Raw genomic sequence first — 23373 nt, forward strand, 5'->3', positions numbered from 1 at the left:
CAATCGGCTCAACGCCTATATCCAGGGTCCTATCTTCGGGGGCCTCAGCGGGCGGGTACAGATGTCTCACCTGTTCGACCGGCATTTCGATGGCGGCCTGCCGAAGCATGACTTCTCCGGATACACCCTGGTGGACGCCATGGTATTCTATCAGACAGACAATCTCGGGCGCTTCACGCTCGCCGTCCAGAATCTGCTGAACAAGACCTACGTCACGTATTTCTCGCAGACCGCGACCTTTGTAACCAACCGAGACTACGTCGCCGGCCGGGGCCGCGCGATCACATTGCGGTGGCAGGGGAGCTTCTAGGCCCGACGATCCGGCTGCCATGACTTCCATTAGAGGCCATGGCAGCCTCCTTCCGAAACATGGTTTGGCCCATATTTGCTATTGCTAGGCGTTTGCATGTGGATTAATAGGCTGGCGGTAAAGTTAATAAGGGGCGGAAAATGCCCGCCACTCGCTCTATTCGTCATGCCCTCGCCGCATCCGCACTCCTGATCCCCGCCGCAGTCTTCGCGCAGGAACGATCGTCGGCCTTCTCGCGTTCGGGGGGACGAGGATACAATCATCGTCACCGCGGCGCGTAACGTGCTGCCGCCAAGCGCGCTGCCGTTGACCATCAATGTGATCGACGAGATCACGCTTGAGCAGCAGGTGTCGATCAGCGGCTCCATCGTCGATGCCGTGTCCGCACTGTCGCCCTCCTTTTCGCCGACCCGGCAGAAGCTTTAGGGGGCGGGCGAAACCCTGCGCGGACGCTCGCCGCTCTATGCCGTGAACGGAATCCCGCAGTCGACACCGATCCGTGACGGGGCGCGAGATGGCTACACCATCGACCCTTTCTTCATCGAGCGCGTCGAGGTGATCTACGGCTCGAACGCATTGCAGGGCATCGGCGCCACCGGCGGCGGCGTCAATCAGGTCACGGCTTGTGTCTTCCGGTCGTAAGCCTCAAACGGAGAAGCGACCTGGAGCCGGATGGATTGACGTATGTCGACGCGGAGCGCACTGTTTCGGGACAGAGCGAACCCAATTCGCGAGGCCAAGTCCATGCACATCGACGCATTCGGAGCGGCTGTCAGCACCGACGAAAAAATTAGGCCTGGAACCGTCTTCAAATGCGATCTTGGAGACGTTTCGGGGACGTTCCTGAAGGCCGAGGTTCCAGACGGGCCGGAAAATATCTGGCTGGTTCACCTAGATAGCAAATCTGGGATGCCTGAGTTTATTTCACCATGCCACCTGCACCCGGATCGCTGCTTGGTGTTTCCGGATGCGACCTTGGTGCTACGCGAGTTCAGGACACCGCAAACGCTGAGCCGCTATCTCGTGGGCTCAGTCCTCGTATATGACGGCGGCGTTGCGATATACGCAGCCAGTCACTCCAATCCAACGTTCGACGGGCACATCGTCAATCTGGAAACCGGATGCCGCGCACTCGTCGCCCCACAGGAAGCTTCCTTCTGCCCTTCCTGGGCGATCTACCCGACGCGCCGGGACTGGGGTTATGACGGCCTGCAGCCGCTGGTCGCGTATCCCTAGATGGTAAAAGCCTCAGAAGACCGCCGACTCTATATAGAGCAGCCCACAGGCCCCGCCAGAAATCAAGCGCGCCGCAAACTTACAATCGCATTGCCGGCGCATCCTACCGCCAATCTGTCACCCGCCACTGCAAGACGGTCACGCTCCTCAGTGATGCGCGGAAACCGCCCCGGCGAATTCTCCAGAGAGTTCCCGGGACACTCGGTGAGAGACATCGCCCAGGCTCAACATACCGACCAAGCGCTTCTCTCGGTTAACGACCGGCAGTCGACGAACTTGCTTCATTTCCATTAGGTAGATGGCGTCCTCGATGTCCTCGTCCTCGGTGCAGTAGATGATGCCGCATGTCATCACGTCGCCCGCGGTTATCGAATCCAGATCCCTGCCGTCCGAAATCGCGCGACAGACGATGTCACGGTCGGTCACCATGCCAATAAGTCTGTCGTTCTCGCCAATGGGAATTGCGCCTACATCCTTGTCGCGCATAAGCTTGGCAACATCCGAAAGCGGGGTTTCTGGTGGGCACCAGTCGACTCCGCGATGCATCGCTTGCTTAACCGTGATCATTGGACCCTCCTGTCTAGGAAACGGGATTACAGTCCCGCCTGATTGCAATAATTATACAGGAAACGGTGCGTCATGACGATGATCACGCGGCGCGATGACAGGGTTTTACCTGCTTTGTCTCCCTTTGCCGCTGGCAGTCGATTCCGTTTGTAGGATCGACGATCTTGCGGGACATCGACTGATTGAGTTTATAGCTTTTCTCTGAGTGTCTAACCCGAAATTAAGCTGAGTGATATCAGCCGGTTGTGATTCTATCGGATATGCGAGAAACGACAGAGTTTGCACATGTGGACTGACATCACCCGGGCACAGCATGCTCGAAGCGGACAGCGGTTGCCAAGCGATCTGACGGACGGCGAATGGTCGATTGTCGAGCCGTACCTGCCGGCGGCATCGTGCGTTGGCCGGCCGCGCAAATGGCCGTTGCGCCAGGTCATGGACGGATTGCTGTATCTGATCCGCGGCGGCCTTCCCTGGCGGATGCTGCCGCCGGGCGTGTTTCCCCCGGTCTCGACCGTGCAGCGGTACTTCTACTAATTGCGCGACAGCGGGCTGTGGCATCACATCAATCATTGTCTGATGACGGGCACGAGAGGCCGAAGGCCGTAAGGCCTCGCCCAACGCCAGCGTGATCGACAGCCAGATCGTGAAAACCGCTGAAAGCGGCGGGCCCCGCGGGGCAGCCTGCCCTCGGGCCGGCAAAGCCGGACCCGGGGGGACGCGGGCAAGAAGGTCAAAGGCCGCAAGCGCCATATCCTTACCGACACCCTCGGATATCTGGCTCATGCCGTGGTTCATGGCGCCGACATCCGGGACAGGGATGGCGCGCCCCTGGTGCTCGCCGACATCCGCCACAGCTTCCCCTGGCTGCGCCATGTGTTCGCCAAGCCTGCCTCTGCGAATGCGGGGGGCGGCTACGCCGGCGAGAAACTCCGAACCACGCTCAAGGGAAAGGCGGCTGGACGCTCGAAATCATCAAGTGATCCGACACCGCCAAGGGCTTCGAACTGCTGCCGCAACGATGGGTCGTCGAGCGCACCTTCGCCTGGTTCGGCCGCAACGGCCGCCTCGCCAAGGACTTTGAGACCACCATCGAAAGCTCGACACCACGGCCATCTCTCAAAACGTGGACTATCTCGTCTGACATAATTTCCGGCATGCGCTCGATTAACAGCCGGTCCCGTTCCGTATGCTCCACGTAGCCCCCGAATCAAATATCGGCGTGGATTCTAGCATGGCGTTTCATTGCTACGCGAACGCGGTGCGGCAATGCCCATAGACTGATGCCGGCCCGCCGCAAGCAGCGCCAGCAAACCTCCTGGATGGTGCGAGACCGTGCTTGAAGAATGTCACGTGGGTACGGCGAAGGGCATTGAGCAGCGGCAATATCCGGCAGTGGGTGTCCAACTCAGGGCGCCTCACATCGTCTGGATCGCGAAGAGAGCACATGCAAACTGCTAGCCCTTCACCTTGCCGCCAACTGATCCGGCTCGACCCTGGTCCCTCCACAAATGCGCTGCAAACCGCCGAGAAAATCGATGTGGCACCTCGCCAAATAACGCAAAACTTCAGCGTTCTGAAGCAGGCGCGAAGCGTAAGCGGTTGCCACGACTAGGTCGAGTTGACCCTGACCGTATGACTCCTCCACCGCCCTATACTGTGCTTCGATATTCCGAGCCTCACCTTCCAATTGGGCCAGACGTGCGAAACCGCGTTCGGGCGGAACGTGCTTTATCCGCCGAGATACCAGCTGCTCGTCAGGGGTTGCGGCAAGAAGGGCCTCAGCGTAGCGACCGGTAAATTTGTTCAAATCAGCCATGAGCCCGGCGGCCTCGATCTGGCGCACCGGCTTCATTCTCTTGAGCACCCGGAACACGGCGCGCGGGACGTTGGCATCCTTGATAAGGTCCACGGCTTCTGGGCAAATGCCGTCGAGCAGCCGATTGCGTTGCCGCAGCGTCGTGAGGTCCATTGACAAAGCAGCCGCGATCGTCGCTTCCGCTGCTCCGCGCCTGATAGCCTGCCGTATCATCTGATGCTCCTGGACGAGTGTGAGCCGATTAACGCGCTTGTTGTACGTGAATGCCTCATCATCCGTCGCAACCAGGCATTCCACCTCAGTTTCCCCGATCTCCCGCAACACGTTGATCCTGATGTGTCCGTCAACGATTAGGTAGGTTCCATCGTCATCGGGAGAGACCACAGGCGGCTCCACGAGGCCCACCTGGAGGACAGAGGCAACGATCTGAGCGTATTTCCTGCTTTGATACACTTGCGAGGAGATGCGCTTGGTAGGAACCAGATCACTGATTGATACCCTTCGACCTTGTGGATGAAACCCCACAGCGACGTCCTCACCTGTTGGCATCGGTGCCCTCCTCTCCCTTGATGCGCCTAGCGAGACACTCCGGCAGGGAAGAGAGCCCCTCAACATCCAGGACCGCCACGAAGCCAGGATCGGCAAGCAGGCTTTTCAGGATATGGGCAAGGACCGCCAAATGCTCATCACTGTTGCGCACCTCCCGGATGAGGTGGCGTTTTCGTTCAGCGTCCCGTTCGTAGGTCCGAACCAGCCCGGCCACGGTCATCTTTTCGCCGCCGCGCGAAGGAAGTACGGTCGACTTGCCCTTGCGCTGCCTGCTCTCCACCAGGCGCCGGGCGGCAATGAGCTTGTGACCCCGTAGGACGCCGGACTCATAAGCGCTCTGCAGAATGCTTTGAATGTCAGGCCGGTTAGCCGCCGCAATGTCGATGGCGACAGTGAGCGGTATCGTCCCGCGCTCGACGCCATTGATCAGACGTTGCTCGCCGTTCTCCAGAAGCCTGGTTATGCCGGCAACGTATTCGGGACTAAGGCCGGTCTTGATAGCGACTTGTTGGTTGTCGTAGCCGCGCTGCTTGAGCCCGGCGATATCACCCAGCAATTCCATATGTGTGTGTCTGCGCCGCGCTACGTTCTCGACCAGACTTTTGACCATGCACTCGCTGACAGTTGCGTCGAGCACGATCGCTGGAATGAGCGATTGTCCGAGCGCGCGAAACGCCTCGATCCGGCCTTGGCCACAGATAAGATCGAAATTACGACCTTTTGCTCGCCGCGACACGGTAATGGGCCGCTTCAATCCTACCTTCCCGATGCTGTCGACAATTTCCTGGAAGAGATGTTGGTTGCGGCTGCGGGGATTGGGAATCTTGATTCTCTCGATGGGGACAAGCTCGGTGACCAGCGCCGCCATATCACACCTCTGAAAGCGGTTTGCGCGCGAGCAGAGCCACGGTCCGATCGAGGCTGGTTGCGTGAAAGACCTGGGGTATCGGTCCTGAATCACGCGCCATGTTGAACGGGGGCCTAGGCATCTTGCACGCCGGCACAACGTAGTAGTCCTCCGCGCCAGGGGCTTCCGGCAACTCGCGTGCGACGATGTATATATCGCCCCCTTTCGGAATCCGGGCGCAGTACCACAGCACCTGTCCGCTACTCGCCTCGACCGGAGGCAGAACCTTGGTAATAATGGTCACTTCATCACTGACAAGGAGGCGTTTCATGCCCGACTGAAGATCGCAGCTGATACCACATTCCCTGACCCGGGCCGCAATCTTGCGGAGAAGCTCACGTTGGCGTGCGACACGACGCAGGTCTGCCTCATGGGTCCGGTAGTTGCGCCGGGGGCTGTAGCCGACGAGGCGATAGGCCTTCAAAAGGCCTCCAAAGATCCGGGCATAGGTGTCCGCACATGGTATTGCCGGACACCCATCGATAATCTCGATCGACAGGTGTCCCTGCTCTCGCAGCAGTGCGCGGAGCCCATTAAGCATCAGGGTAGGATCGGTTCGACTACGACGCTCGCGCCGGCAGTCCTGAGCCCTCCTGAAGAGCTCTTCGGAAATCATAGGCTCGATAGCTGCGGGCACTCGCACCCAGTCGTGGCGCTCGTTCGCTACACGAGGGCCTTTGAGCTTGTATGATGCCCGGTTCCAGACACTGACGCCGGCGTACTTTTCATTGTCGAGAATCTTGCAGATCATGCTTCGGTGCCAAGGTTTACCGCTTGGGTGTCGGCAGCCGCGCTCATTCAAAACATCTACAATTTGCTTCTGTGTGAGCCCCTCTTCGACCAAGGCAGCAAATATCCACCGGACAGTATCCACCTCTTCCTGCGCACCGTGGACGAGATGCACGCAATCGGATTTGATGGATCTGTACTCGCCCGGAGCTAGCAGCCCTTTGGGCTCGCCGTTCTGACTGACCAGCAACCGGCGCAAGCCATAGATGGGTGGGCCGCCTGTGTGGACGCCCCGCAGCGCCTGACGCCTTTTTGCGGCAAACACTTTTGCGGACAACTCGCGGCTATACTCCGCGGCCATCACGCGTTTGATGTTCTTGACGAGAAGCGTCAGGGGCGAGCCGTCGTCCTGGAATGGCTCCGCGCAATAAACCACCCGGATCCCCATGGTACGGCAGAGAAACTCATAGTGGGCGCTTTCATCCGTGTCCTGAAAGCGGCCCCACCTGCTCACGTCATAAACGAGGATCACGCCAAAAGGCGCATGGCCGGATCCGACATCGAATATGAGCCGCTGCAAACCGGGCCTGCCCCGGATGTTCAGCCCGCTCCTGGCCTCGTCGGTATAGGTCCGGATTATCGCCAGCCCCGCCGTCTGGGCGTATTTTGCGATCTCGACCGCCTGGAACTCGGTGGAGTATTTCTGGTGCTCCGTTGACACCCTCAAATAGACAGCCGCGAGATTTGCCTGGTCGTTTTCAGGCGGCTTGCGCCGTGCGCGTGCGGACGTTGCCATCAGGGCCCTTTCGTCGGCGCCACGCTGCCGACACCATTCGCGACCACGATACTGAACTCAGGGTAGCGTACTCGGTTGCGGAAGAGGTTGCCGGTAATGGGCAGAAATATGCATTCTTCGGGGACGATCGAAGCCTATACGGCAACCATTTCCCGTGCGTTGCGATCCGATCTCGGGGATAGCCACAGAGCCATCAAGACAGTGATGTCGTGGACAGGCGCCTCCGAGCGGTCAGCGAGGAACTGGCTCTGCGGTAGTTCCGGCCCTAACGGCCTCCACCTTGTGCGATTGATGCGGCACTCTCACACCGTCACTCTCGCGGTGCTCGCGCTTACGGGAAAAGAGCGCCTGGTGCCAGCCCTCGCCCTCAGCGGCATTCGCGACCAACTGCTGGAGACCGTCGAACTGATCGACGGTTTCGCGATCGGCGACATCGAGATTCATGTTCCGTGTGCACATTTGAATTAGCCGGAAAGATATTCCGAATCCATGCCGGGTGGTCCATATAGGGCACATCAAACTCCAGCCTGGAACGACAATGCCCGCTTATCGCTCACGAACCACGACCCACGGACGCAACATGGCAGGCGCGCGCGGCCTCTGGCGCGCCACCGGTATGAAGGACAGCGACTTCGGCAAGCCGATCATCGCGGTGGTGAACTCGTTCACCCAATTCGTGCCGGGGCATGTGCACCTGAAGGACCTCGGACAGCTGGTCGCCCGCGAGATTGAGGCGGCGGGCGGCGTGGCGAAAGAATTCAACACCATCGCGGTCGATGACGGCATCGCCATGGGCCATGACGGCATGCTGTATTCGCTGCCGTCGCGCGAGCTGATCGCCGACAGCGTCGAGTACATGGTGAACGCGCATTGCGCCGACGCCATGGTGTGCATCTCGAATTGCGACAAAATCACGCCCGGCATGCTGATGGCCGCGCTCCGGCTGAACATCCCGGTGGTGTTCGTGTCGGGCGGGCCCATGGAAGCGGGCAAGGTGGTGCTGGCGGGCAAGATGCAGGCCATGGACCTGGTCGACGCCATGGTGGCGGCCGCCGACGATTCGGTGAGCGACGAGGACGTGGAGAAGATCGAGCGGTCGGCCTGCCCGACCTGTGGCTCGTGCTCGGGCATGTTCACCGCCAACTCGATGAACTGCCTGACCGAGGCGCTGGGCCTGTCTCTGCCGGGGAACGGTTCGACGCTGGCGACCCATGCGGACCGCAGGGGCCTGTTCCTGGAGGCCGGGCACCTGATCGTGGATCTGGCGCGCCGCTATTATGAGCAGGACGACGAGACCGCGCTGCCGCGCAACATCGCCTCGAAGGGTGCGTTCGAGAACGCCATGGCGCTCGATATCGCCATGGGCGGCTCGACCAATACGGTGCTGCACATCCTGGCCGCGGCGCACGAGGCCGAACTGGATTTCACCATGGAGGACATCGACCGCCTTTCGCGCAAGGTGCCGGTGCTGTGCAAGGTGGCACCGGCCAAGGCGGACGTCCACATGGAGGACGTGCACCGTGCGGGCGGCATCATGTCGATTCTGGGTGAACTGGACCGTGCGGGGCTGATCAACCGCGAGCTGCCGACCGTGCATACAAAGACGATCGGCGACGCCATCGACCACTGGGATATCACCCGCACCACCAGCCAGAAGGTGAAGGACCTGTTCCTGGCAGCGCCTGGCGGCGTGCCGACCCAGACCGCATTCAGCCAGGAACGGCGCTGGGAAGAGCTGGACGTTGATCGCCGCGACGGCGTGATCCGCAGCGCCGAGCATCCGTTCTCGAAGGATGGCGGCCTGGCCGTGCTGAAGGGCAATCTGGCACCGGAAGGCTGCATCGTGAAGACCGCCGGCGTGGACGAGAGCATCCTGAAGTTTTCCGGACCGGCGCGGGTGTTCGAGAGCCAAGATGCGACGGTTCAGGCGATCCTGTTCAATCAGGTCAAAGCGGGCGACGTGGTGGTGATCCGTTATGAGGGCCCGCGCGGCGGGCCGGGCATGCAGGAGATGCTGTATCCAACCAGCTACCTGAAGTCGAAGGGCTTGGGCAAGGAATGCGCGCTGATCACCGATGGACGGTTTTCGGGCGGCACTTCGGGACTTTCCATCGGGCATGTTTCGCCCGAGGCGGCGGACGGCGGGCTGATCGGCCTGGTGCGCGAAGGCGACAGGATCGAGATCGACATTCCAAACCGCACCATTCACCTGGCGGTGGACGACACGGAACTGGCGGCACGCCGGTCGGCGCAGGACCAGACCGGCTGGAAGCCGGCCGAGATGCGCAAGCGCAAGGTGACGACGGCGCTGAGAGCCTATGCGGCGTTCGCGACCAGCGCGGCGCAGGGCGCCGTGCGCAAGCTGCCAGAGTAGGATGTTGGTCCGACAGCATCTGGGCATCTAGGAGAATAATTCCTCGATTTCCTGAGCAGAGCCATTGGTTCGCGGCATCACGACGATTTCCGGGTCGAGAGCGGCAAGCAGCTCGTAAAGAGTATCGAGCTTTGCCGCGGCATTGCCGTTCGCGATCTTTGAAACCGTCTTCTGACCCACTCCCGACAGCAAACCGAGCTCAGTCTGGGATAGCTGGTTCAGTTTATGGTGTCGCCTCAAGACAGCTTCCGGCAGCCGGGGCGTTCGGGTTCGTTCCATGGCAATCTTCAGGGCGACTATACGGGGAAGCGCGGTGGCAAGCCGCGATACTCACCCACGTGGAAGCGCCCCCCCTCTTACCACACAAAAATGTTCTTGTGTGGTAAGAGGCCGGGTTGCCCCCCGCTTAGGCGCATGACCGTGAATCGCGATCTCAGGTATCGCCACAGGACCATGCCCAATCCGAGCGAATGTGGAGGCGACAGCAGAATCGCATCCCTTATTCGCCGCATGTTTTGCGGAGATTAAGTGGCCTATTCACCGCAGATTGTGCGGAGATTACGCAGGGCGCCGTTTAAGCCGTCGGCGCATTTGATCTCGTGGTGCATCTAACACAGGGGCGACCGTCAGGTAAGATCAGCCGGCGATTTCGTCGGTCCAGACCCGGAAGCCGGCCAGATTATTAGGGCCGAAGGTGTGCGTGAGCGGGACGTCAGCGGCGTCGCGGCCGTGGGCGATGAGAACGCGGCCGATGCGCCTGGTGTTGTTGCGCGGATCGAAGGTGCGCCACCGGCCGCCGAGAAACACTTCTATCCACGCGGCGAAATCACCGATGCCCCAGGGCTGGGGCGTCCCGATGTCGCTGATATAGCCGGTGCAGTAGCGGGTGGGAATGTTGAGGCATCGGCAGAATGTCACCGCCAGATGGGCGAAGTCGCGGCAGACGCCGGTGCCCTCGAAATAGGCTTCGGCGGCGGTGCGAGTGTTGCGGGCCTGCTGGTAATCAAAGCGAATGTGGTTATGGACGAAATCGCAGACCGCCTGGACACGCTGCCAGCCGAGTGGCGTGTGCTGGAACAGCCGCCAGGCCTCGTCGGCTAGGCGGTCGGTTTCGCAGTACCGGCTGCCGAGCAGGAACTGAAGGGTGTCGGCCGGCAGGTCCTCCACCGGGTGCTGGACAGCGTCGAGGTCAATCGGGTCGGGCAGGCCGTCGTCGTCGATCACGGCGTCAGTGGTCATGGTGAACCGGCCCGCGGGGGCGACCAGCCGGCTGCACCAGTTGCCGAAGCTGTCGCGGTAGCTTTCGACGGGCACGGGCGGGACGGTCGTCAGGTGGTCGGGACCCTCGAGGCTGGCGACGCGCGAATAGTGCACGTTGAGCAGGGCGATCATCGGCGTTGGCTGTGGGAAATCGTAGGTGAATTCGTAGCCGACCCGTATGCGCATGCCTGTCTCCCGAGGAAGCGGTCAAAGGAACACAGATGCGCGGCAAAAGCGATGGTCAATGCTACCGGGCTGGCCTGCCGCCAACGCGCTGCTATCGGCATCGACCAGAATGAGCTCACTACCCCTAGAACTTCGGCACGGACGGACGCTCCTCGACTTCGCACTGGCCATTGAACCCGGTAGCCCGTCCGATTTCAATTCGCCCCGTCATGCGATCGATGACTACGGGAGGATTAAACATCATCGGCAGGTGCCCTCGAATTTCCTCATCCGTTACGCTCATACCGTCGATGTTGTACCAGCCATCCCTCTTCCGGACGAAGATGCCCACCAGTTCGGCCGGAATCTTAACCTTGGCGTGTCCCTCGCGGATGCTGACCTGAACGACTGCGTCAAACCTTTGGAGGCTTGGACCAAAATCGACCGTCCCAGTTGCCGTTTCGCCAGTCGAACTCTTGGCCCGGACATTCGCCTGGTTGTCGCGACTTATCGTCGCGGTGCCCTGGCAGGTCAGTGCGAGATCAAGAGCGTGACCGGACGAGGCAAACACCAGACTTGCCGCGGCGATAGCCACGAGAGAAACATTCATCATGTGAATCCCCGCGCCCCATGCTCAGGACAAGTTCCACTATTCACCGACAAGCATGCCAACCAGGGATTATGAACTCAATGAGGTCCTTGGCGGTCAACGCGATCGGCTCAGTTCAAGCAATCGGTGCTTACAGGGATCCAGCGTCTTACAGGTCGCCCCCCTCCGCTGCTAGACTTTAACTCGCTGATATCGCGCGCTTAATACAAAATCGATTACAAATCGCGTCATTCAAGGCTGGATAATGCTCCTTCATCCAAGGAGCATTCCATGAACCTGAATATCCGATTGAGATTCCCGCGCCTTAAGTTCCACCTGAACATTCATGGTGGGCTAATCCACCAAATCCGCATTGTCATTGTCATCTTTGCCTGGGCGGCCCCGGTCCTGTCCCAGGGCACGCCGCCTGAAGCGGTCACATTCCCATCGGCGGCCACTCGCCAGCATCTACCACACCACGATGAACAAACCATGAACTTATGATTCGGGGCGCAAGCGATGGCGGAGCGCACGCGCTCGGCCATCAGGACGACAGCATGTGGCGGGACGGCGCCGCCCAAGTGGTTGCTCCCAAGAAGCAGGAGGACTGACCGCGCGCGGACAAGTGAAGCTACCCACGCGGGAGAAGGTTCATGCTCACTACAGCTCGTTCTCGGCCGCGCCAACGAACCTGGAGCCGGCTTAGAATGTTGCGCTAACGCAGGACGTTTTGATTGTGACGGGCAGCGCCGAGGCATCGCGGGTTAATGGTGCGCTGGGGCTTGGCGCCGCTGTGGTCGTTGGAGCGCTTGTAAAAAAGGACGTCTCCCACATTTGATCGCGGCGTGTCCGATAAAATCGCGCTCCGCGAGGAACATCTGGATCAATCAGCGACCACGGCCACCTTCCCTAATCCCGGCAGCGCGCATTTGATCGCCGATCGAGGTGCCGGAGATGCGGCAGTGGGCAACAATCCTGTCGTAGCTGCGTTTGCCCGATACGCAATCTGCCTTCTTGCCCAGCGCAATTTTCTCCAAGGCGCGCTTGGCGTCACCGCCTCCTTGCTCCCTAAGTTCGGGGGCGTAGAAGTCGCTGATACGGACTTCGATCCAGTGTTCTGGTCCGCTGCCGAGCGCGACACAAAGGCTGTCGCCGTCACCGACATAAACCACTGGTCCCGAGAAATTCGAGCCTTTGGTCAGATAGGCCGGAAGTGGACCCTTGTCCGGGATCGCCATGCAAGGATCCGCCATGGCGGGCCACGCCGTCAGAGAGAAGAGTGTGAGGATCAACGCCGTCACCGCAATGAGGGCGGGCTCCAGGCCACTTCGAAGTTCGGTCTCACGCTTCTCCCCCATCGGAGCTGATTATTTCCTGAGCCGGTTCGAACGATCTGCCAGGCCCTCTTCGCTAGAACCGTTTTCAGGTTCTCGCTTATCCGGGGGCTCCTGAGCCTGGCTAGACGCCGAGGATGCCAGGTTGTCTATGAACTGAGGCACAAGCCTTTCCGAAAAACCTGCCACAAAGGACCAGAAGATGAATTTCGCCAGATCCGCGCCTTTTTCCGGATAGGTCCTGACCAAAACTTCGATCATGAAACTCGAATCTGGCGGAGCGTGATCTGGCGCCGGCACGTAAAAGACCGGAAAGAGGTTTCCGGCAAGGATGCCCCCCAGAAACATGCAGTAGAGCACGAGTGCAAATATTCCGCCGAAGATCGGCACCAGGACAACCTGGAACCAGGAACCAGCGAGAAGCCGAAGTTCCTCGGGCGGAACCTTTCTAAGTCGCTGCTGCATACTGACGAATCCCCCGATGATGCCGCAAGCAAACGCCAAGGGCGTGAGCATAAGACGACCGCCAAACACGAAGGGGGGGACGAAGATTGCAGTCACGATCAGGAGCGCTGCCCCCGTCATCAAGATGAGGCGGCGTGTTACAGTCAATAGATCTGTTGCAGGTTCCACTTCAACCTCCCGAGGCATCGGGGAACAATGTGCGCCGGCTGTTGTGCTACCGCAACTCCCGGCCTGATGCATAGTAGGCACACCCTCCAATATCTTAAGACCGGTTACTGGTGGCAGGCAAAAGGCTGGATGGTTGTCAGGGCAGAGGCACACACATCAGCGCGTTTCAGGGATCAATCCCTGGACGAACTCGTCGTTGGACGGGCGGCATTCAGGGAAGCCAAGCACCTCTTGAAGGCGCCCAACGTGGCCTCGAGCGCCCAACGTAGCCTCGACCGAACTGGTAATCATCGGAACATTGCGGCGAGGGCATATGTTGGGTGAGTAAAAGAGGCTGCCTATGGCAAAATATTCAATTGGCGATCATGTAAGCTGGAATTCCGAGGCTGGACGCGTCAGCGGCCACATCGTGAAAGTTCACGAGGCGGATTTCGACTACAAGGGCCATCGTCACCGCGCTTCGGCAAAGGATCCGCAGTACGAGATACAAAGCGACAAGACCGATCACATCGCGGCGCATAAGGAGGGCGCATTGACAAGGCTCAGTTCATGAGCGCGTGCTTCGCAACCATTGGGCATTCGAACAGATCGGTGGAGACGGTCATCGGCATGTTGCACGAGGCTGATATCCGCCTTCTCATCGATGTGCGCTCGTTCCCGAAATCACGCAGCAATCCCGACTTCAACAACGATAAGTTTCCGGAGATGCTGGCCGAACATCAGATTGGTTATCGTCATATGGTTGCTCTTGGCGGACGCCGTCCGAAGCAGCCGCATGTCGCCGAGAGCCTTAACGCATTCTGGAGGGTGCCGGCCTTCCACAATTATGCCGACTACGCTCTTGGCAGTGACTTTCAGGATGCATTCCGGCAGTTGGTGGAGTTCGGCCACGAACACCCCCTGGTCATGATGTGTTCGGAAGCCGTCTGGTGGCGCTGTCATCGAAGGATTATCACTGATTACCTCCTCCTAAACGGCCATGAGGTGCGACATCTGATGGCACCCGGCCGTGCCGTCATGGCGGAACCGTCTGAGGGGGCGCGCTTGCGGGAGGACGGCGCAGTCATTTACCCGGTATCATGACAATGGGCCGTAATAGGTAGTTTCTGAAAGTGTGCCCGGATGCTGACTCAGAAGGCAGCCTCAGCCAGCCTTCAAAGCCAAGCAGCATGCCTGGGCTCCCCAGCGTCCCAGGAAGCGAACTGGTGTCGCCCTGACGGTGAACCTGTTCGACAAGACCTATCCGGTCGCGCGCCAGCCCTACGGCCTGCGCCCGGGCAAGCCGCTGACGGTGACCGGCGGCGTCTTGCTCAGCTTCTGAGACCGGGCCCGAGGCGGCGCGGATTGCGGCATGGAGCTGCCAGCAGCACCTCCGTGTAGTGAGGGGTACCTCGGCTCTCACATTCCCTCGAACGGATTGGGCTCCCGCCGACCGTTCCGCATGAACGGGTTGCTCGACCGGTGCGGCGGGATGGCGGAGACGCGGCTCCTCGATGCCGGGGTCATTCTAAACTCGATGCCAAACCGGCGAACCTGTTCGAGAGCCTTGTTGGCGACGGCCAGAAACGGCGACGGCATCGGGAACCCGCTCGGTGAGCGCACCACCATGCCGTGCTTGGCCAGTGCCTCCTCGGCGTCGCCCCATCGTCCTTAGGCCAGGCAATATCCGGCAAACGCCGCCCGATCGATGTCGGTGAGCAGGCCCAGGGCGAACAAATGAAGGCTGCGACCCTGCTGACCCCGCAGAGCAGTTCGCGCTACGTTCACCTCATGGCTTGTCATTTACGGACAAGGGAGCGTGGGGCAGGTATCAGTCTCATCCATCGGCTCCAAGGTCACTTCGGTCGGCTTGAGCTTCTTCATCTTTATGCGCTGCTGGGCCGTTGATCCTGCGTCATTGCCACTTACGGCGTTCAGAGCGTTTCCGGAATCAACCTTGCCTGGCGCGATCGGCGCTTCCTGATCTCCCCCGCCAGCGGAGGGCTGGCCCACACTTTTAACGGTTTCGGCGAGGGCTTTGCCTGCTTTGAATTTACCGGTTCGGCTGACTTGATCCGGATCCGCAAGTCCATCGCCATCGACATCACCAACGCCCGTTTGCCCGCGCCTAATGTCGGATTTCTCGATCCCTCGCATGGCATCGTCGCCTTGAGACGCGGTTGCGGCCTCGCGCTCAGGGGCCGATTCCTGAGCCTGGGCAAAACTCATTCCCAAGAGTGTGAAGCCCAGAAAAGCTGCCGAAAGCAAAGCTCTTGAACGAAACGCCGATGGTGTAATTCCTTGCGTCATGTCTCTCTCCCATCACTAATGTCCGTCGTCAGAACATTTAGCCCAGATCTCAGCTTTGATTAGCGGAGGATCGGTCTCGTCTTGGGGTTGATGTTAGGCGGCGAGCTTGCGGTGTTGCAAGCGCCGGTATTCGATGGTCTGTCGCTTGATCCTTTCGCGCTGTTTGATGATGGCCTGGGCCCTGCCGAAGTAGGCGTCGGCGGCGGTCACTTTGCCCAGGCTCTCGTGGTAAAGCTGGCCGTTGTCATGCTCGCCGGTGGCCTCGATCCGGGCCTCGACGTCGCCGGGCAGGAAGTAGTTCTCCAGCAGAATGCGGTTTTTCACGGTCTGGTGCCAGGGCTATGAACCAAGCAAGAGGCATATTCGGCGACAATCGGGCGATCTTCATTCATATTTCCAAGACCGCTGGGGTAAGTCTGAAGCACTCGCTGGGTGTCCTGGAAGAGACCGGGCATGCCGATGACCAAGCCTTCCAAATGGCTTCACCAGCGAGGATCAACTGGGCCGACGTCACCACGCTCCACTACTACCGGGACCGCCTGCGCGAGCTCACCGACAAGGCCTTCCACGAAGGCGGACACGCCGCCTGAGACCGCAGTCTCCGGCGTCCGCGCGCCAAGGTCGTCGATCAAATCTCACATTCCCTCGAACGGATTGGGCTCCCGCCGGCCGTTGCGCATGAACGGGTTGCCCGACCGGTGTGGCGGGATCGCCGAAACCCGGCTCCTCGAGGCGGGCGTCATTCCAAACTCGATACCGAACCGGTGGATCTGCTCCAGCGCCTTGTTGGCGATGGCCAGGAACGGCGACGACATCGGAAAGCCGCTAGGCGAGCGCACGACAATTCCATGTTTGGCGATGGCTTCCTCCGCCTCAACCCAGCGTCCGTAGGCCTGGCAATAGCCAGCAAGTGCGGCCCGGTCGATGTCTGTCAACAGGCCCAGGCCATACAGGTGCTTCGCCATCCGCCGCCATTCGGCCCGCGCCTTGACCATGAACATTAAGGCCAGACATTTCGCTTTACAGCCACCGCTTGTCCCTTCTCGGTATCCAATTATCCTTACGTGGCGCCGGCTCGCGTCGGTGCCGCTCCGGCGCCGCCCTGACCTGCTCGGGCGTGGGCCCGGCGTATTCATCGCGCAGGGACTGCCAGTCGTCCTCCGACATCATGTCGACACCGGCCCAGTAGGCGGCGGCGCGGGCGCCGACGCGGCAGTCGAGCCACTCGTTGCGCTCACTCTGGCGCACGCTCCAGACACCTTTCCCCGCATCGTAAACCTCCGAGACCAGCTGCCGGCAGCCGTCCTCCGGCACTGCCTCGGAGAGATGGACATACCCTGCAGGGAACGGGTCGCCGCTCTCCCTGGTCGGCCGCTCGAGCCGCAGCTGGCGGTAGAACTCATGCTTGAGCGACGAGGTGGCGATGTTGCGGATCTTGCGCCCGCCATGCCTACGGGTGGCATCGTCGATGTCCGAGCCGATCCACGAGACGTTCTTGCCGTGCTTCTGGCCCTTGGAGGCGTGAATGCGGCGCGCATCCTGCGAGCGGATGAACTTGTAGACCTCAGACGTGTAGGCGCCGCTGTCCACCATGCCGACGGCGATGCGCATCAGGTGACCGCTCTCCTGCCGCCAGGTCCGGTCGTTGAGCAGGTCGTGGAGCTGGAGCCAGGTCTCAGCCTCATTGGGGGCGCCGCGGATCACGGCGTGCTCGATCAACCAGCTCTCCAGTCCCTCACCCCAGGCCCAGACGGAGGTCTCCAGCCGGTCGCCCTGTACGTCAGTGAACGAGGTCAGCACCAGCCCGTCCGTGGGCACGGTGCCGACCGGCCAGACTTCCCTGCGGTCATAGAGCCGCTGCCAGTCGGGCGCCTCACCCCTCTCCTCCCAGGTCTGCGCAAGGACGGTGTTGCGGAACACCTTGTGCGCCTCGTCGGAAACCTGCGCGGCCTCCCAACCGCGGGCGATGCGCGCCCAGCTGAGCCAGCCGACCGGCGAGTACAGCGCCGACAGGTGGAAGCCGATAGTATCGGGATCGGTCGTATTGGCCGTCGCCAGCCATTCACCGTTGGACAGCATGGCGCTCTTGTGATGCTCCGGGATCGGCTCGTCACAGCCTTCGCAGAGATAGGCCGCCGTCTCGGGGTGTCCCTTCTCCCAGCGCAGCCGCTCGAACTTCAGCCACTGCAACTGGCCGCAATGGGGACACGGCACATGGTAGCGCCGCTGGTCGGAGGCCTCGAACTCCCGCTCGATGCGCGAGCGGCCCCGGATGGTGGGGGTAGAGACCAGGAACACCTTGCGCCGGTGGGCGAAGGTGAGCGAGCGCATCTCGGCGAGACTCACCGGATCGCCCTCCTCGTCCGCCGAGGCCGGATAGGCATCGACCTCGTCGAGGAACAGGTAACGCGCCGGGGTGGAGCGCAGCCCCACCGCCGAGTTGGCGCCGGTCATGATCAGGATGCCGCCGTCGAACTCCTTCGACAGCATGGTGTTGCCGGCATCGCGCGAGCGCGCCGGCTTGACCCTGTCCCTGAGCGCGGCGCTTTCCTCGATCAGCGGATCAATGCGCTGGCGCGAATTGCGCTTGGCCAGCTCCACCGTGGGCTGCACCGCCAGCATGGGACCGGGCGCCTGGTGGATGACGTAGCCGATCCAGTTGTTCCCGGCTTCGGTCGCGCCCACCTGCGCCGCCTTCATGAACACCACCCGCTGTGCCGGGTGCCGGGTGGACAGCGCATCCATGATCGCCCCCATGTACGGCGTTCTGGCGGTGCGGTAGCGCCCCGGCTCGGCGGAGGCGCGGTTGCTCAGCATGCGGTGCCGGTCGGACCATTCCGAGACGGTGAGGTCGGCATCGGGCCGCAATCCCGCGCCCCACGCGCGCAGCACATCCTCGGTGCCCTCGAAGGCCGCACCGGCCGCGCCGGCCGCGCCGGCCGCGGCTGTGACCTCAGCGGAACTCGGGTCTGACGTCGGCGAGTTCTGAGAGGTGAAGTCGGACATGCTTCTCCAGCACGGTTTGCATCGCGGCCACGTCGACGCCCAGTTCCGCCGCCATCAGGGCAGCGGCGCGGGCGGGCCAGTTGATCCAGCCATCCCGCTCATCGCGGGCCAGCCGGAAGACCAGCGCGGTGACCCGCGACCGGTCGATCAGATCCCCCTTCAACTTCTGCAGCCGCAGCCGGCGCTCCTGCGCCTTCAGCACCTCGTTGGCGGTCCGCGCCTGCAGGAACGTGGTCCCGCCGCTGGCCAGCGTGCCCAGCCCGTTCTCGCGCAGGGTCTCGCCAACCGACGACAGCGCTGCCTCGGGCACCGGCTTCATCTTCTGCCGCTGCTTCGACGGATCGGTGCTGGCCTGGCGCCGTGCATCGCTCTTGTCTGGATCAATCGAACCATCCGGGTGCAGCACCAGCCGACCCGATGTCTTGGCCTTCTGGACCGCGCCCCGCGACAGTCCGACACGGGCCGCATACTCCCGCTCGCTCATGCCCTGCACGGCGTTCCTCCGATTATTCCGAACATGATGTCTGATTGAGTTGATAAGCCGTGCCACCAGAGCGACACGTGTCGTCACGGCCATCAGGGCCGGCCCGCCAACGCGGGCTCGGCCTGGTAGAAGGGGCGCGGTGGTCGCGCTCCTCTACCAGGAGGTCCACATGCTTACCGACACCCAACTCGTCATCCTCGGCGCCGCCGCCCAGCGCGACGGCCACGAGGCCCTGCCACTGCCCGACAGCCTGAAGGGCGGTGCCGCCCACAAGGTGGTGGGCGCCCTGCTCTCGCGCGGACTGATCGAAGAGGTCCTCGCCCCGCTGGCGACCGATCATGTCTGGCGCACCAGAGAGGACGGTCAGCGCATCCTGCTTCGCATCACCGACGCAGGCCTTGCGGCCATCGGCATTGAACCGGCCGACACTTCACCCACGGGCGACGCTGACGCGCCCGAGGCTCCGGCGGCAACCAAGACCGCACCGGCGGACGAACCCGCGCCCACGGCCCGCACGCCGCGCGAGGGCACCAAGCAGGCGGCGCTGATCGCCATGCTGCGCTCACCCGAGGGCGCGACCATCGCCGAGGTGGTCGCCGCCACCGGCTGGCAGCAGCATACGGTGCGCGGCGCCATCGCCGGTGCGCTCAAGAAGAAGCTCGGGCTCGAGGTCGTCTCCGAGAAGGTCGAAGGCCGCGGCCGGGTCTACCGGATTGCGAACTGATGGGAGAGGGGAGGCAACTCACTGTCCGTTGCTTCCTCTCTTTCCACTCCCTGTCAGGGAGCGAGGTCTTTAAAGCCGTGCAGATCGAAAAGTTGAGCTTGTCTCTCCAGCGCCGCTTGTTCGCCTGATCCTAGGCCAAGCTCCAATATAATTGCATCGACCAATTCGCGGGGTTCAGGGAGGCGGTTCACCCTTTTTCGGGTTGAATTCCAACTCACCATGTCTGGGGGCGCCAACCTGATCACTTCACTTTCCAACGCCTCCAGTTCTGCCTTCGATCCCTCCATTGGGATACAAACCGCGCGACAATGGCGGCGTATGAACTCCTTACGTACTCGCTTTGCCAGCGCCGCGTCGGCAGGGTTGTGATCCGCCGAGTTCCGATCACGCCACATTCTTCCGATATTGTAATTGCAGGCGAGCTTATGACTGCGCTCTTCACTACCGTTGATGTGACGACTGTAGATGCGGTCCACGAATGAGCCTGCGGCTGTAATACCAATGTAGTGGAGTGTGCCTTCATGGTCGGCGAGGGCATACAATCCAGTTGTGCGAGGAAGTTCGTCGATCTTGCGAAGCTCCATGGTCTGCAACAGGTCCAGGCATTGGCCAGCAGATATTAATCCTACTTTATACAATTTTTGCTGATCTCCCCACATATTAGGCACATTGGCGCGCTGTTTTCACTAGCATAAAGCTTCGCCCATCGCACTCCAGCACGGCCTCCCTTCCCGTCTCTGCCTGCCACCGCTCGATCGCCACGTCCACATAGGCCGGGCTGATCTCCATCGCAAAGACGCGCCGTCCGTTGGCCTCCCCCGCCATGATCTGCGAGCCCGAGCCGGAGAACGGTTCGTAGCAGACCCCGCCCCGCTCGACGTGCTGGCGCATCGGGATGCCGAAGGCCTCCAGTGGCTTGGGTGTCGGGTGGTCGGGCCGCTCGACCTTGGCGAAGCTGGGCATCTCCCACGTCGAGGAGAGAGTATTGTCGGCGACCTTGGGCGGACGGTTGCCCTTGATCCAGCCCATGAAGCACGGCTCGTGCTTCCACAGATAGTGGGACCTTGTCAGCACGCCCCGGTCCTTCACCCAGATGATCTGCTGATGCACGAACGCCCCTGCCCGCTCCCAGCACGCCTCCAGCATCGCCTGACGCCTTGAGGCGTGCCAACAGTACCAGGCCGCATCCTCCGTGATTGCCTCGGCCACCGCCGCCGCGATGAAGCCGTCGTACAGCTCGGTACCCTGGCTGCTGTCGTCCCAGGTGACGCCGTAGCTGCTCGACCAGTCCTTGTTCCGGGTGGGATGGTTGGAGCCGTCATAGTCGACCAGATACGGCGGGTCGGTCGCGAACAGCACCGCCCGCTCCCCGTTCATCAGCCGGCGCACGTCTTCATGGCTCGTGCTGTCGCCGCAGAGAAGCCGGTGATCGCCCAGCAGCCACAGGTCGCCTGTACGCGACGCCGGATTACGCGGGGGCTCCGGGATCACCACCGGCGTTGTGCTCTCGCCATCGTCCGCCGAATACGCCAGCAGCGCGTCGAGCTCGCCATCGGAGAAGCCTGTCAGCGAAAGATCGACGTCCTCGGCCAGCAGGTCGCGCAGCTCGGCCGACAGCAGCGCCTCGTCCCACGTACCCAGCTCGGTCAGCTTGTTGTCGGCGATCCGGTAGGCCCGGCGCTGCGCCTCGCTGAGATGTCCCAGCACGATCACCGGCGCTTCGGTCAGTCCCAGCTGCCGCGCCGCGAGGACACGGCCATGGCCGGCGATCAGCTCCCCGTCGTCCGCCACCAGGCACGGCACGGTCCAGCCGAACTCGGCCATGCTTGCGGCGATCTTGGCAACCTGCGCGTCATCGTGCTGCTTGGCGTTGTGGGCATAGGGCATCAGGCGATCGAGCGGCCATGCCTCGATCGCCTCAGGGGCAAAGCTGAGGGTCATTGTCGATTCCGAATTGATGGTGGATCCGGTAGATACCGGCGGGGCTCCGGCTGGACCCTAAAAGTGGAGTCCAGGTGGATCCCTGGCTTCCACGAGGTATCCACCCCGGAGGCGGTTCAAGCCTTTGATATGCAGGCAGTTTTAGCTTCGGCGTCCGCTCACTGGACCCCGGGTGGCTTCCCAAAAAACAGGGCTGACGGTGCCGTTATCTCGAGCGGCTGCTTTCCGCAGGGGGGTACCCACAGGAGGGACCCATGAAATCAATGGGTTAGAGGGAGTGATGATAGGGGGTATGGCTGGTTGAGCTGTTGGTCACACAGTCATCCACCGTGCTTGAAGACTACCACGATCCTGTTGCAGATGTAAATGCCGGTGATGTTGCAACGCATTGGAGTCACTGCGCATTCCGTCCCGTGGCGATGATGTTGAGCGCGGCTCGCACCCCGCTATCGATGACGCTTCTCTACCCGTCCGCTGTTGGCGCTGTTCTCTGCCGCCAGTGAACGCCAACGGTCGAAGCGCAAGGACGTCAGTGCCCCTTCGGCAATCCCTGCCCGTACAGCGCAGCCTGGCTCGACGCCGTGCGCACAGTCGGAGAACCGGCAGTTCTGCGATGCGAGAACGAAGTCGTCGAACACTTCCGATATCCCGGCAGCGGCATCCGACAGCTCCAGCTCGCGCATGCCCGGTGTGTCCAGCAGCCAGCCGCCGCAAGCAAGCCGGTGCATCTCGCGAACGGTGGTGGTGTGGCGCCCTGTATCGTCGCCGGCCCTGATCGTCTGGGTGGTGATGCTATCTGACCCACGCAACGTGTTGACCAGTGTGGACTTGCCAACACCCGAGGATCCCACGAGCGCAACGGTCTCCCCCTTGCCGCACCACTGAGTGAGGTGGGCGACACTGGCAGGATCGCGGCCGTTGACCATCTCGACGCACAGTCCCGGTTCGAGACCACGTGCAGCCGCCGCAAAGGTCTCCGGTGTGTCCGTCAAGTCGGTCTTGGTGAGAACCACTACCGGGTCCACTCCAACCTCCCGCGCCAGCACCAGATAGCGCTCCAGCCGTGCGATGCTGAAGTCCTGATTGCACGAAGCGACGATGAACAACGTGTCGACGTTGGCGGCGATCATCTGGTCCTTGCGCGGATCGCCCGGGGCGCGCCGCTTGAACAGGTTCATCCGCCCAAGAACACGGACAGGCGTCTCGCCATCGACAAGCACCCAGTCACCGACCGTGGGATGATCGTCCGAAGGCAGGGCGCCGGGAATATAGGGCGTGATGAGATGTTCTCCACGCGCGCCCGCGACAGCGAGTTGGCCCCGATGAACGTCCATCACCCGGACGGGGTGGCATCGCCGGGTCTCCTCGCGCGTGACCTGCTCACTGAAACAGGTCTTCCAGCCGAGGTCATCCAAAGTCTCGTTGGTCGCTTTCATGGTGCTGCCGAAGCATCTTTCTGTTCCAGCGGCCAATCGGTCGCCGTTGCGGGTCGCGTGCAGATCAAGCCGGGTATCTCTCCAGACAAACTGGACCGGAACGCAGGGCGCGCCGGCTGTGACGGAAATGCAATGAGTGACCAGGACGTGCGATTGGCGCACCAATCCAGCGTTCTCTATTTGTATCAGATTCTTGTTGCAGATGTCAATCTGCAATGCTCATGC

At 61.5% G+C, this 23373-nt stretch carries 23 protein-coding genes and 4 pseudogenes; 10 read left to right on the top strand and 17 right to left on the bottom strand.

Annotated elements, in window-relative coordinates:
- From WJU21_RS17375 to WJU21_RS17385, 3 genes and pseudogenes are all read left to right on the top strand, one after another.
- A pseudogene (locus WJU21_RS17375) lies at positions 1–310 on the top strand (TonB-dependent receptor); the annotation flags it as partial.
- 258 nt (positions 311–568) lie between these two features.
- A pseudogene (locus WJU21_RS17380) lies at positions 569–931 on the top strand (TonB-dependent receptor plug domain-containing protein); the annotation flags it as partial.
- Between the two features lie 123 nt (positions 932–1054).
- Positions 1055–1546 carry a hypothetical protein gene (locus tag WJU21_RS17385; RefSeq protein ID WP_346324734.1) on the top strand — a complete coding sequence of 164 codons (492 nt, stop codon included), beginning with the start codon at positions 1055–1057 and terminating at the stop codon, positions 1544–1546.
- 147 nt (positions 1547–1693) lie between these two features.
- On the opposite strand, the gene WJU21_RS17390 is transcribed toward WJU21_RS17385, so the two are convergent.
- Positions 1694–2110 carry a CBS domain-containing protein gene (locus tag WJU21_RS17390; protein WP_346324858.1) on the bottom strand — a complete coding sequence of 139 codons (417 nt, stop codon included), beginning with the start codon at positions 2108–2110 and terminating at the stop codon, positions 1694–1696.
- A 288-nt stretch (positions 2111–2398) separates the two neighbouring features.
- On the opposite strand from WJU21_RS17390, the pseudogene WJU21_RS17395 reads away from it, so the two are divergent.
- A pseudogene (locus WJU21_RS17395) lies at positions 2399–3315 on the top strand (IS5 family transposase).
- A gap of 263 nt (positions 3316–3578) precedes the next feature.
- On the opposite strand, the gene WJU21_RS17400 reads toward WJU21_RS17395, so the two are convergent.
- Genes WJU21_RS17400 through WJU21_RS17410 form a run of 3 tightly spaced genes read right to left on the bottom strand, consistent with a single transcriptional unit; the run spans position 3579 to position 6913 of the window.
- Positions 3579–4481 carry a plasmid partitioning protein RepB C-terminal domain-containing protein gene (locus WJU21_RS17400; protein WP_346324735.1) on the bottom strand — a complete coding sequence of 301 codons (903 nt, stop codon included), beginning with the start codon at positions 4479–4481 and terminating at the stop codon, positions 3579–3581.
- Positions 4468–5349 carry a ParB N-terminal domain-containing protein gene (locus WJU21_RS17405; protein ID WP_346324736.1) on the bottom strand — a complete coding sequence of 294 codons (882 nt, stop codon included), beginning with the start codon at positions 5347–5349 and terminating at the stop codon, positions 4468–4470. The genes WJU21_RS17400 and WJU21_RS17405 overlap by 14 nt, the downstream gene beginning before the upstream one ends.
- 1 nt (position 5350) lies before the next feature.
- On the bottom strand, positions 5351–6913 hold the full coding sequence (locus WJU21_RS17410; RefSeq protein WP_346324737.1) for a recombinase family protein: 1563 nt from the start codon (positions 6911–6913) through the stop codon (positions 5351–5353).
- 538 nt (positions 6914–7451) lie between these two features.
- On the opposite strand from WJU21_RS17410, the gene ilvD reads away from it, so the two are divergent.
- Complete coding sequence (gene ilvD / locus WJU21_RS17415) at positions 7452–9287, top strand: dihydroxy-acid dehydratase (protein WP_346324738.1); 1836 nt, start codon at positions 7452–7454, stop codon at positions 9285–9287.
- 27 nt (positions 9288–9314) lie between these two features.
- Here the strand turns inward: ilvD and WJU21_RS17420 are convergent, their stop codons facing one another.
- The 3 genes from WJU21_RS17420 to WJU21_RS17430 all read right to left on the bottom strand — a co-directional run bounded on the left by WJU21_RS17420 (position 9315) and on the right by WJU21_RS17430 (position 11325).
- Positions 9315–9566 carry a helix-turn-helix domain-containing protein gene (locus tag WJU21_RS17420; RefSeq protein ID WP_346324739.1) on the bottom strand — a complete coding sequence of 84 codons (252 nt, stop codon included), beginning with the start codon at positions 9564–9566 and terminating at the stop codon, positions 9315–9317.
- A gap of 357 nt (positions 9567–9923) precedes the next feature.
- Positions 9924–10733: a transglutaminase family protein gene (locus WJU21_RS17425; protein WP_346324740.1), complete on the bottom strand. Its 810-nt coding sequence runs from the start codon at positions 10731–10733 to the stop codon at positions 9924–9926.
- 124 nt (positions 10734–10857) lie between these two features.
- Complete coding sequence (locus tag WJU21_RS17430; protein ID WP_346324741.1) at positions 10858–11325, bottom strand: hypothetical protein; 468 nt, start codon at positions 11323–11325, stop codon at positions 10858–10860.
- A 267-nt stretch (positions 11326–11592) separates the two neighbouring features.
- Here WJU21_RS17430 and WJU21_RS17435 point away from each other — a divergent pair, with 267 nt between their 5' ends.
- Positions 11593–11805 (top strand): hypothetical protein, encoded by a 213-nt coding sequence (locus WJU21_RS17435; RefSeq protein ID WP_346324742.1) that lies wholly within the window; start codon positions 11593–11595, stop codon positions 11803–11805.
- A 383-nt stretch (positions 11806–12188) separates the two neighbouring features.
- Here the strand turns inward: WJU21_RS17435 and WJU21_RS17440 are convergent, their stop codons facing one another.
- Positions 12189–12659 carry a nuclease gene (locus tag WJU21_RS17440; RefSeq protein WP_346324743.1) on the bottom strand — a complete coding sequence of 157 codons (471 nt, stop codon included), beginning with the start codon at positions 12657–12659 and terminating at the stop codon, positions 12189–12191.
- 9 nt (positions 12660–12668) lie between these two features.
- Positions 12669–13268, bottom strand: a complete 600-nt coding sequence (locus WJU21_RS17445; protein WP_346324744.1) for a hypothetical protein — start codon at positions 13266–13268, stop codon at positions 12669–12671.
- A 340-nt stretch (positions 13269–13608) separates the two neighbouring features.
- Here WJU21_RS17445 and WJU21_RS17450 point away from each other — a divergent pair, with 340 nt between their 5' ends.
- Together WJU21_RS17450 and WJU21_RS17455 are read left to right on the top strand one after the other, a co-directional pair.
- Positions 13609–13821 carry a DUF2945 domain-containing protein gene (locus tag WJU21_RS17450; protein WP_346324745.1) on the top strand — a complete coding sequence of 71 codons (213 nt, stop codon included), beginning with the start codon at positions 13609–13611 and terminating at the stop codon, positions 13819–13821.
- Positions 13818–14351 (top strand): DUF488 domain-containing protein, encoded by a 534-nt coding sequence (locus WJU21_RS17455; protein ID WP_346324746.1) that lies wholly within the window; start codon positions 13818–13820, stop codon positions 14349–14351. The genes WJU21_RS17450 and WJU21_RS17455 overlap by 4 nt, the downstream gene beginning before the upstream one ends.
- A gap of 699 nt (positions 14352–15050) precedes the next feature.
- Here WJU21_RS17455 and WJU21_RS17460 read toward each other — a convergent pair.
- Together WJU21_RS17460 and WJU21_RS17465 are read right to left on the bottom strand one after the other, a co-directional pair.
- A complete protein-coding gene (locus tag WJU21_RS17460; RefSeq protein ID WP_346324747.1) occupies positions 15051–15557 on the bottom strand; it encodes a hypothetical protein in 507 nt (168 codons plus the stop codon).
- A gap of 93 nt (positions 15558–15650) precedes the next feature.
- Positions 15651–15893, bottom strand: a pseudogene (locus WJU21_RS17465) (IS3 family transposase); the annotation flags it as partial.
- Positions 15894–15898: 5 nt separating this feature from the next.
- On the opposite strand from WJU21_RS17465, the gene WJU21_RS17470 reads away from it, so the two are divergent.
- Positions 15899–16147: a hypothetical protein gene (locus tag WJU21_RS17470; protein ID WP_346324748.1), complete on the top strand. Its 249-nt coding sequence runs from the start codon at positions 15899–15901 to the stop codon at positions 16145–16147.
- Positions 16148–16192: 45 nt separating this feature from the next.
- Here WJU21_RS17470 and WJU21_RS17475 read toward each other — a convergent pair whose 3' ends face one another.
- Genes WJU21_RS17475 through WJU21_RS17485 form a run of 3 tightly spaced genes read right to left on the bottom strand, consistent with a single transcriptional unit; the run spans position 16193 to position 19056 of the window.
- A complete protein-coding gene (locus tag WJU21_RS17475; RefSeq protein WP_346324749.1) occupies positions 16193–16693 on the bottom strand; it encodes a phage terminase small subunit P27 family in 501 nt (166 codons plus the stop codon).
- A complete protein-coding gene (locus WJU21_RS17480) occupies positions 16578–18563 on the bottom strand; it encodes a phage terminase large subunit family protein (RefSeq protein WP_346324750.1) in 1986 nt (661 codons plus the stop codon). The genes WJU21_RS17475 and WJU21_RS17480 overlap by 116 nt, the downstream gene beginning before the upstream one ends.
- On the bottom strand, positions 18511–19056 hold the full coding sequence (locus tag WJU21_RS17485) for a hypothetical protein (protein ID WP_346324751.1): 546 nt from the start codon (positions 19054–19056) through the stop codon (positions 18511–18513). The genes WJU21_RS17480 and WJU21_RS17485 overlap by 53 nt, the downstream gene beginning before the upstream one ends.
- A 160-nt stretch (positions 19057–19216) precedes the next feature.
- Here WJU21_RS17485 and WJU21_RS17490 point away from each other — a divergent pair, with 160 nt between their 5' ends.
- Positions 19217–19771 (top strand): DUF3489 domain-containing protein, encoded by a 555-nt coding sequence (locus WJU21_RS17490; protein ID WP_346324752.1) that lies wholly within the window; start codon positions 19217–19219, stop codon positions 19769–19771.
- 53 nt (positions 19772–19824) lie between these two features.
- Here WJU21_RS17490 and WJU21_RS17495 read toward each other — a convergent pair whose 3' ends face one another.
- The 3 genes from WJU21_RS17495 to rsgA form a co-directional block, all read right to left on the bottom strand.
- Positions 19825–20430, bottom strand: a complete 606-nt coding sequence (locus tag WJU21_RS17495; RefSeq protein ID WP_346324753.1) for a hypothetical protein — start codon at positions 20428–20430, stop codon at positions 19825–19827.
- Position 20431: 1 nt separating this feature from the next.
- Complete coding sequence (locus WJU21_RS17500) at positions 20432–21712, bottom strand: DNA methyltransferase (protein ID WP_346324754.1); 1281 nt, start codon at positions 21710–21712, stop codon at positions 20432–20434.
- A gap of 446 nt (positions 21713–22158) precedes the next feature.
- Positions 22159–23364, bottom strand: a complete 1206-nt coding sequence (gene rsgA, locus WJU21_RS17505; protein WP_346324755.1) for a ribosome small subunit-dependent GTPase A — start codon at positions 23362–23364, stop codon at positions 22159–22161.
- Between the last annotated feature and the right edge of the window lie 9 nt (positions 23365–23373).

Source organism: Emcibacter sp. SYSU 3D8 (assembly GCF_039655875.1).
Classification (GTDB): Bacteria; Pseudomonadota; Alphaproteobacteria; order SMXS01; family SMXS01; genus RI-34.